Annotated in this window: 7 protein-coding genes and 1 pseudogene; 6 read left to right on the forward strand and 2 right to left on the reverse strand. The window is 71.3% G+C overall.

Annotation, left to right across the window (positions count from 1 at the left end; translation table 11 throughout):
- Positions 1 to 102 precede the first annotated feature (102 nt).
- The gene (locus ABZ948_RS40370; protein WP_359768113.1) at positions 103 to 1,398 is read right to left on the reverse strand and encodes an ABC transporter substrate-binding protein; all 1,296 of its coding nucleotides are present in this window, start codon (positions 1,396 to 1,398) and stop codon (positions 103 to 105) included.
- 286 nt (positions 1,399 to 1,684) lie between these two features.
- On the opposite strand from ABZ948_RS40370, the gene ABZ948_RS40375 reads away from it, so the two are divergent.
- Positions 1,685 to 2,746: a LacI family DNA-binding transcriptional regulator gene (locus ABZ948_RS40375; protein WP_435857802.1), complete on the forward strand. Its 1,062-nt coding sequence runs from the start codon at positions 1,685 to 1,687 to the stop codon at positions 2,744 to 2,746.
- A 66-nt stretch (positions 2,747 to 2,812) separates the two neighbouring features.
- Positions 2,813 to 3,625, forward strand: a complete 813-nt coding sequence (locus ABZ948_RS40380) for a class I SAM-dependent methyltransferase (protein ID WP_359768114.1) — start codon at positions 2,813 to 2,815, stop codon at positions 3,623 to 3,625.
- Here ABZ948_RS40380 and ABZ948_RS40385 read toward each other — a convergent pair.
- Positions 3,512 to 4,096, reverse strand: coding sequence for a Fur family transcriptional regulator (locus ABZ948_RS40385; RefSeq protein WP_359768115.1), 585 nt, complete (start codon positions 4,094 to 4,096; stop codon positions 3,512 to 3,514). The genes ABZ948_RS40380 and ABZ948_RS40385 overlap by 114 nt on opposite strands.
- A 275-nt stretch (positions 4,097 to 4,371) precedes the next feature.
- Between ABZ948_RS40385 and ABZ948_RS40390 the strand changes: the two genes are divergently transcribed.
- The 4 genes and pseudogenes from ABZ948_RS40390 to ABZ948_RS40405 all read left to right on the forward strand — a co-directional run.
- Positions 4,372 to 5,787: a family 43 glycosylhydrolase gene (locus ABZ948_RS40390; RefSeq protein ID WP_359768119.1), complete on the forward strand. Its 1,416-nt coding sequence runs from the start codon at positions 4,372 to 4,374 to the stop codon at positions 5,785 to 5,787.
- Between the two features lie 79 nt (positions 5,788 to 5,866).
- Positions 5,867 to 6,775, forward strand: coding sequence for a polysaccharide pyruvyl transferase family protein (locus tag ABZ948_RS40395; RefSeq protein WP_359768116.1), 909 nt, complete (start codon positions 5,867 to 5,869; stop codon positions 6,773 to 6,775).
- An 83-nt stretch (positions 6,776 to 6,858) separates the two neighbouring features.
- The gene (locus ABZ948_RS40400; RefSeq protein WP_359768117.1) at positions 6,859 to 7,179 is read left to right on the forward strand and encodes a hypothetical protein; all 321 of its coding nucleotides are present in this window, start codon (positions 6,859 to 6,861) and stop codon (positions 7,177 to 7,179) included.
- A gap of 13 nt (positions 7,180 to 7,192) precedes the next feature.
- Positions 7,193 to 7,265, forward strand: a pseudogene (locus ABZ948_RS40405) (dihydrofolate reductase family protein); the annotation flags it as partial.

The raw sequence follows: 7,265 nt of genomic DNA on the forward strand, positions 1-7,265 counted from the left end.
GACCAACGTGCAGAACTGGACGTCCACCGTCCCCGACGACTACAAGGACGCCCCGCGCTGCCGCAACGCCCTCTGGGCGACCGGCTCCAGCCGCACCGCGCCCTACTGGGCCGTCAGCTTCTGCAGGTCGGACTGCAGGTCCTTGAGCGCCTGGGCGCTGCTCTTCTTGCCGGTGAGCGCGGCGTAGACCTCGTTCTGGATCGCGGCGGTGACGTCGCCGTACTGCACGACGCGGGGGCGCGGGACGGCCTTGGTGATGGACTGCTTGAGGTCGGGCAGGTACGGATACTGCTTGTCCAGTGCCGCGTTGTCGTACAGGTCGGCGTACGGCGGGGCGAGGGAGGCGTTCTTCAGGAAGTAGGTGGCGCTCTCCTCGCTGGTGAAGAACTTCATGAAGTCCAGGGCGGTGGCCTTGTTCTTGGCGTAGGACGACAGCGCCAGGTTGGAGCCGCCCAGGCTGGAGGCGCCGGGGCCGTTCAGGCCGGGCAGGGGCGCGACGGCGAACTTGCCCTTGATGGCGCTCTTCTGGGCCAGGGAGTACACGTAGGGCCAGTTGTTCAGGAAGACCAGCTTGCCGGACTGGAAGGCCTGCCGGCCGTCCTCCTCCTGGTAGGTGATGGCCTCCTTGGGGATCGTGCCGTCCTTGAAAGCTTTGACGAGGAAGTCGAGGCCCTTCTTCGCCTGCGGGGTGTCGACGTCGGGCTTGCCGTTCGCGTCGGTGATCCGGCCGCCCGCGGAGTTCACGGCCTCGGCGAAGTTCACCGTGAGGCCCTCGTACTTCTGGAACTGCCCGGCGTAGCAGGACATGTTCTTCGCCTCGGGCAGCTTGTGCACCTTGGCGCAGTCGGCGGTCATCTGCGCCCAGGTGGTGGGGGGCTCGGTGATGCCGGCCTTCTTCAGCAGGTCGGTGCGGTAGAACAGCAGGCCGCCGTTGGAGCTGGCGGGGACGGCGTAGAGCTTGCCGCGGTACTTGCCGGTCTCCACGACCGGCTGGAGCATCCTGCCGAGCGGGAACTGCTGGGCGGGCAGCGGCTCGATCCACTGGTGGGCGGCGAACTCCGACGTCCACACGACGTCGGTGGCGAGGACCGTGTAGGCGTCGGACTTCGTCTCCGCGTTCTGGATCATCTGCTGGCGCTGCGAGTCGGCGTCCGTGGGCAGCTGGATGAAGGTGACCTTCTCCTTGGGGTGGGCCTTGTTCCAGCGGTCAATGATGGTCTGGACGGTGCCGGTGGTGTCCTTGCCCGCGACGTAGCTGATGGGGCCGCGGCCCTTGAACGTCGCCGGTGCGGCCTGCGTCGAGCCGCTGCCGCCGGACGAGCCGCAGGCGGTGAGGAGGATCCCGGCGGCGGCGAGCGCTGCGGAACACTGGATCGCTCTGGCGGTGCTGGTCTTCACTGTCTCTCCTGGTCGTGACGTACCGAAGTCGTGACTGTTCCCCCGGGATGGCTTTGGTCATGAGATTGCGTTGCCACGGCATTCCGCTGATAAAAACCGCAGGTAGCAGCGGGTAAGAGGCGTCCCTCCGGGGCGACTTCGATCCTGTCGAGACAACGTTTGCACGCTAGGAGTGCCCCGTCGGGAAGTCAATGCGCGCCAACGCTGCAATAAGGCAAGAATCAGGTGAGACAGCGCTGTCGGGAGGGGCGGCCGGGCGCAGGGTCGCTGTGCTAGCGTCCGGCGCATGCCACCAGGTCAGCGGCACCCCACGATGGCCGACGTCGCCGAACGGGCCGGGGTCTCCGTCTCCACCGTCTCGCGCACCCTGCGCGGTCTGACCACCGTCTCGCCGGAGGTCCGCGCCCGGGTCGAACGGGCCGCCCGGGAGCTGGACTTCGCGGCCTCACGGCATGCCGCGAGCCTGGTGACGGGCCGGACGGGCAGCGTCGCGGTGCTGGTGCCCACGCTCTCTTCGTGGTTCGTGGGCGCGGCACTGTCGGCCCTGGGGCTGGTCCTGCGGTCGGCCGGCATGGAACTGACGGTGTATGTGATCCCCGGCATGGCGGAGCGCAGGGCGTTCTTCGAGCACCTTCCGGCCCGGCGCAACGCCGACGCGCTGCTGGTGTTCTCCTTCGACCTCACCGCGGAGGAGACCGGCCGGCTGGACAAGCTCGGCATGCCGGTCGTCTACGTCAGCCAGCACGTCGACGGACGCCCGAGCGTCTACGTCGACGACGTGGCCGGCGCGCTGCGCGGCACCCGGCACCTGCTCAACCTCGGCCACCGCCGGATCGCCTACGTGCAGACGGTGGGCGCCGGCGGTTTCTCCTTCAGCTCGCAGGAGCGGCTGGTCGGTTACCGGCGGGCCCTCACCGAGGCGGGCCTGCCGCTCGACGACGACCTGGTGGTCGCCACGCCGGTGGGCGACAAGCGGGGTGCCGCCGAGGCGGTCGGCAGGCTGCTGGGGCTGCGGGAGCCGCCCACCGCGGTCTTCGCCGAGCAGGACGAGGTGGCGGTCGCCGTGATCTGGACCCTGCGGGCGACGCGGATCGAGGTGCCCGGGCAGGTGTCGGTCGTCGGCTTCGACGACCAGCCGGTGGCGCAGTGGTTCGATCTGACCACCGTGGCGCAGTCGCCCTCGTGGATCGGCCGGGAGGCCGGCGAGCTGGCCCTGTCACTCATCAACGACCCGGGCGCGGACCGCGAACGCCACCTCGTGCTGCCGACCCAGGTGATCCCCCGGGCCACGACCGCGCCGCCACCCGCCCCGCGGAGTGCACGGGATCCTCAACTGCCCTTGCCCTGAGGGAAATCCCCCTGCCGTGCCGGACGTGCGTGCCTAGACTCGGCCGGAAACGAGGGGGGTTGCCGCATGACCACCGGTCAGAACACCGTCGGAGACGTCTTCAGCGCGGGAGCGGAGGAGTTCCACCGCTGGTCCGGGGCGCTGTGGGACCCGGTCGGCGAGGCCACGGCGGGCGTGGCCGCCCCGGCCGCCGGGGAGCGCGTGCTGGACGCCTGCTGCGGGGCCGGGGCGTCGGCGCTGCCGGCCGCGCGGGCCGTGGGTCCGGCGGGCCGGGTGGACGCCGTGGACCTCGCGGCGGGGCTGCTGGCGATCGGCGAGCGCCGGGCGCGGGAGGAGGGCTTGGGGAACATCGGCTTCCACCACCACGAGGTGACCTCGTGGCCCGTGCCCGGTGACGGCTACGACGTCGTGCAGTGCGCGCTCGGCGTGTTCTTCTTCCCGGACATGGACCGGGACTCGGCCGCGCTGGTCCGGATGCTGCGTCCCGGTGGCCGGTTCGTCGTGACGGTCTGGGAGAAGGGCGCGCTCGGCGGGTGGCAGTCGGCGCTGTGGGACGCGGTCCGGACGGAGCGCGACCTGCCCCGGCCGCCGCAGCGGGAGCAGCTGGCCCGGATCGACACCGCCGGCACGCTCGCGGCCTGGCTGACGGGCCTCGGCGGCGGCGGAGCGCGGGTCGTCCGGCGGCGGTTCGACGCGCCGCTGACCCCCGAGACGGCCTGGATCCTGGCCACCGGCAGCGGTACGCGCGGGATGCTCGCCGGGCTGTCACCGGCGGCCGTCGAGCGGGTGCGCGCCGAGTTCACCGCCCGGCTCACGGCGGACGCGGTCACGGACCTCGACGTACGCGTCCTGACGGGGACGGCCCGCTTCCGAGGCTGACCGGACCGGGCGGGGTGGCGGGCAGGCGGCCGGGGCCGGCTCGCGTCCGCAGGGGCCGCAGACGCCGGTGAGTTCGAGGGTGTGCTCCAGTTCCGTGAAGCCCGTGATCCCGGCGAGCCGGGCGGCCCACTCCTCGACGGCCTCCGCGTCCACGGGCCGACTGCGCCCGCAGCGGCGGCAGATGAGGTGGTGGCGGTGCTCGCCGGCCGGCCGCCCCAGGTACAGCCGCTCACCGCCCTCGTCGCGGACGACGTCGACGAACCCGGCGCGGTCCAGTTCGCGCAGGGTGCGGTAGACGGTGGTGAGGCCGACGGTGCTGCCGGAGTCGGCCAGCAGGGCGTGCAGTTCCTGCGCGGAGACGAACTCGCGGCAGCGGCCCAGGGCGTCGAGCACGGCCCGGCGCTGCCGGGTGCTGCGTAAGCCCGGCGCGGGGACACGCCCCGCCGCCGGGCCCTCCTCCGCCTCGCCCATCAGGGGCCTCCTCGCTCGACCGGCGTGTGCATCGGCACCCCATGCTAGATGAACATGGTTTTCACGTCGATGAGCGACCCGGCGTCTCAAGTGCCCCGCCTGTCCGAACCGTTGACGAGGGTAAGAGCCCCACTTATCTTCTGACCGACTTCATGACCGAATTCACGAACCGCGTTCGATATCACGGACGCGCATTCACGGACAGAGGCGGCTCGTCCCCACCCCCCGACCCCCTCCGGAGACCTCCCTTGAGACGCAACGCCGTACGGCTCCTCATGGCCGTCCTCGTCGCCCTGGCGACCTGCCTCGCGGGTGCGCCCGCGCGTGCCGCCGTCCCCGACTCCCCCGCCGTCACCTACACCAACCCCATCGCGGAGAAGCGGGCCGACCCGCACATCTTCAAGCACACCGACGGCTACTACTACTTCACGGCGACCGTCCCCGAGTACGACCGCATCGTGCTGCGCCGGGCGACCACCATCCAGGGACTGCGGACGGCCCCCGAGACCACCATCTGGACCAAGCACGCCAGCGGCGTGATGGGCGCGCACATCTGGGCGCCGGAGATCCACTTCATCGACGGCAAGTGGTACGTGTACTTCGCCGCCGGCGCCAGCAACGACGTCTGGGCGATCCGGATGTACGTCCTGGAGGGCACCGGCGCCAACCCGCTCACCGCCACCTGGACGGAGAAGGGGCAGATCAGGACCCAGTGGGAGAGCTTCTCCCTGGACGCCACGACCTTCGTGGTGAACGGCGTGCGCTACCTGGCCTGGGCGCAGCGCGACCCGTCCGTGAACAACAACACGGACGTCTACCTGGCGAGGATGGCCAACCCCTGGACCATCACCGGCACCCCGGTGATGCTGTCGCGGCCCACCTACTCCTGGGAGACCGTCGGCTACAAGGTCAACGAGGGCCCGGCCGTCATCCAGCGCGGCGGCAAGGTGTTCATGACCTACTCCGCGAGCGCCACCGACAGCAACTACTGCCTGGGCATGCTCACCGCCTCCGCGCACGCGGACCTGCTCAGCCAGGCGTCCTGGAGCAAGAGCCCCACCCCCGTGTTCGCCAGCAGCGCCGCGACCAGCCAGTACGGCCCGGGCCACAACTCCTTCACCGTCTCCGAGGACGGCAAGAGCGACATCCTCGTCTACCACGACCGCAGCTACAAGGACATCAGCGGCGACCCGCTCGACGACCCCAACCGCCGCACCCGCGTGCAGAAGGTCTACTGGAACGCCGACGGCACCCCGAACTTCGGCATCCCGGTCGCCGACGGGACCACCCCGCAGCGCTTCTCCTCGCACAACTTCCCGGACCGGTTCATACGCCACTGGGACTACCGGGCCCGGATCGAGGCGAACGTCACCAAGCTCGCCGACTCGCAGTTCCGCGTCGTGCCCGGTCTGGCCGGCAGCGGCACCGTCTCGCTGGAGTCGGCCAACTTCCCCGGCCACTACCTGCGGCACAGGAACTTCGAGGTGTGGCTGGAGCGCAACGACGGCAGCGCGCAGTTCGCGGCCGACGCCACCTTCCACCGGCGCGCCGGGCTGGCCGAATCGGCGGGGGTGTCGTTCGAGTCGTACAACTACCCGGGGCGATACGTCCGCCACTGGGAGTACCTGCTGAACGTGCAGGCGGTGAGCACGGCCACCGACCGGGCGGACGCCACCTTCCACGCCCAGTGACCACCGGGTAAATGCACGTAATGCCCTGATTGTCTTCCCGATGGGCGGGCACTCAGGGCATGTGCAGACACGAGAGGGCATGCGACCGCGCAGGGTGCTGCTGACCGGGTGGTTCAGCTTCCGGGACGGGGAGGCGACCGCCGGGGACGTGCTGGCCCTGCGCCGGGTGGAGGACGTACTGCGGGGGACGGGCATCCCCTACGACATCGCCTGGAGTCCCGGCTTCCGTCCGGAGGCGCTGCATCTGGACCGGCTGTGGCCCGAGGACTACTCCCACCTGGTGTTCGTGTGCGGCCCGCTGCACGGGCCGCAGGTCGAGGAGCTGCACCGGCGGTTCGCGCACTGCGTGCGGATCGCCGTCGGCACCTCCGTCATCGACCCCGGCAGCGCGGCCGTGACCGGCTTCCACCGGGTGCTGCCCCGGGACGCGCCGGACAGCGAGCCGGTGGAGGACCTGGCGGCCCGCGCCCCGGAGGTGCCGGCCCGGCCGGTCGTCGGGGTGATCCTCACGCACGGGCAGGAGGAGTACGGGAAGCTGCGACGGCACGGGCAGGTCGCCGAGGAGGTGACGCGCTGGCTCGCCGGGAAGGACTGCGCCCGGCTGGAGCTGGAGACGCGGCTCGACACGCACGACTGGCATCTGAGCGCCACTCCCGCGCAGTTGCAGTCCGTGCTGGCCCGGCTGGACCTCGTCGTCACCGACCGGCTGCACGGGCTGGTGATCGCGCTGCGGGTCGGCACCCCGGTGCTGGCCGTCGACCCGGTCGAGGGCGGCGCGAAGATGACCGCGCAGGCCCGCGCCTGTGGCTGGCCCGCGCTGGTGCCCGCCGAGCGGCTGGACGTGCGGCAGTTGGACCGCTGGTGGGACTGGTGCCTGACCGGCGGCCGGGTGACCGCCCGGCAGATCCGCGACGGGTTCCGCGAGGGCACCGTGCCGGACAGCGCGGACCGGCTCGTGGAGGCGCTGGCGCGACCGGTCCCCGGTTAGCACGGGGGCACCACGGGGCACCCGCTCTTACGTCCCCCTCCCCCCGGAAGGAGAGACGGTCCGGCCGTCCGGAAGGAGACAGCGTGTCCATCGGCCGACTTCCCGAGAACGAACAGCGCATCCTCGACGAGATGGAACGCGCCCTGCGCCGCGACCGTCGCCTCGACCGCCGGCTGCGCACCCTGCGGCTGAGCCGTCGCCCCGATCCGGCCCGTGTCCTGGCCCGGTTGGGCTCCTACCGTCCCCGCGGCTGGACCGTCGCGGTCCTGCTCGCGGTCTCGGTCGCCCTGATGGTGGCCGGCATGGTCACCTCCGAGCCGGGGGTGATCTGGGCGTTCGCCGCCCTGTGGCCGCTGACGCTGTTCGCGGTGTTCCGGCTGATGTGCCGGTGGTGCGGGAGCTGACCCTCCATCGCCGGCCTGGCCCGAGCGGGCCGGGGACCGGTTCGCGGACCGGATGAACTCGCTGAAGAAGTACGTCGTGTCCAGCA

It is taken from the genome of Streptomyces olindensis, from assembly GCF_040645895.1.
GTDB lineage: Bacteria > Actinomycetota > Actinomycetes > Streptomycetales > Streptomycetaceae > Streptomyces > Streptomyces olindensis.

Bases quoted from the DNA above. Each gene is read 5' to 3' on its own strand.
- ABZ948_RS40375 (WP_435857802.1), top strand. From the start codon at position 1,685: ATGCCACCAGGTCAGCGGCACCCCACGATGGCCGACGTCGCCGAACGG.
- ABZ948_RS40380 (WP_359768114.1), top strand. From the start codon at position 2,813: ATGACCACCGGTCAGAACACCGTCGGAGACGTCTTCAGCGCGGGAGCG.
- ABZ948_RS40385 (WP_359768115.1), bottom strand. From the start codon at position 4,096: ATGGGCGAGGCGGAGGAGGGCCCGGCGGCGGGGCGTGTCCCCGCGCCG.
- ABZ948_RS40390 (WP_359768119.1), top strand. From the start codon at position 4,372: ATGGCCGTCCTCGTCGCCCTGGCGACCTGCCTCGCGGGTGCGCCCGCG.
- ABZ948_RS40395 (WP_359768116.1), top strand. From the start codon at position 5,867: ATGCGACCGCGCAGGGTGCTGCTGACCGGGTGGTTCAGCTTCCGGGAC.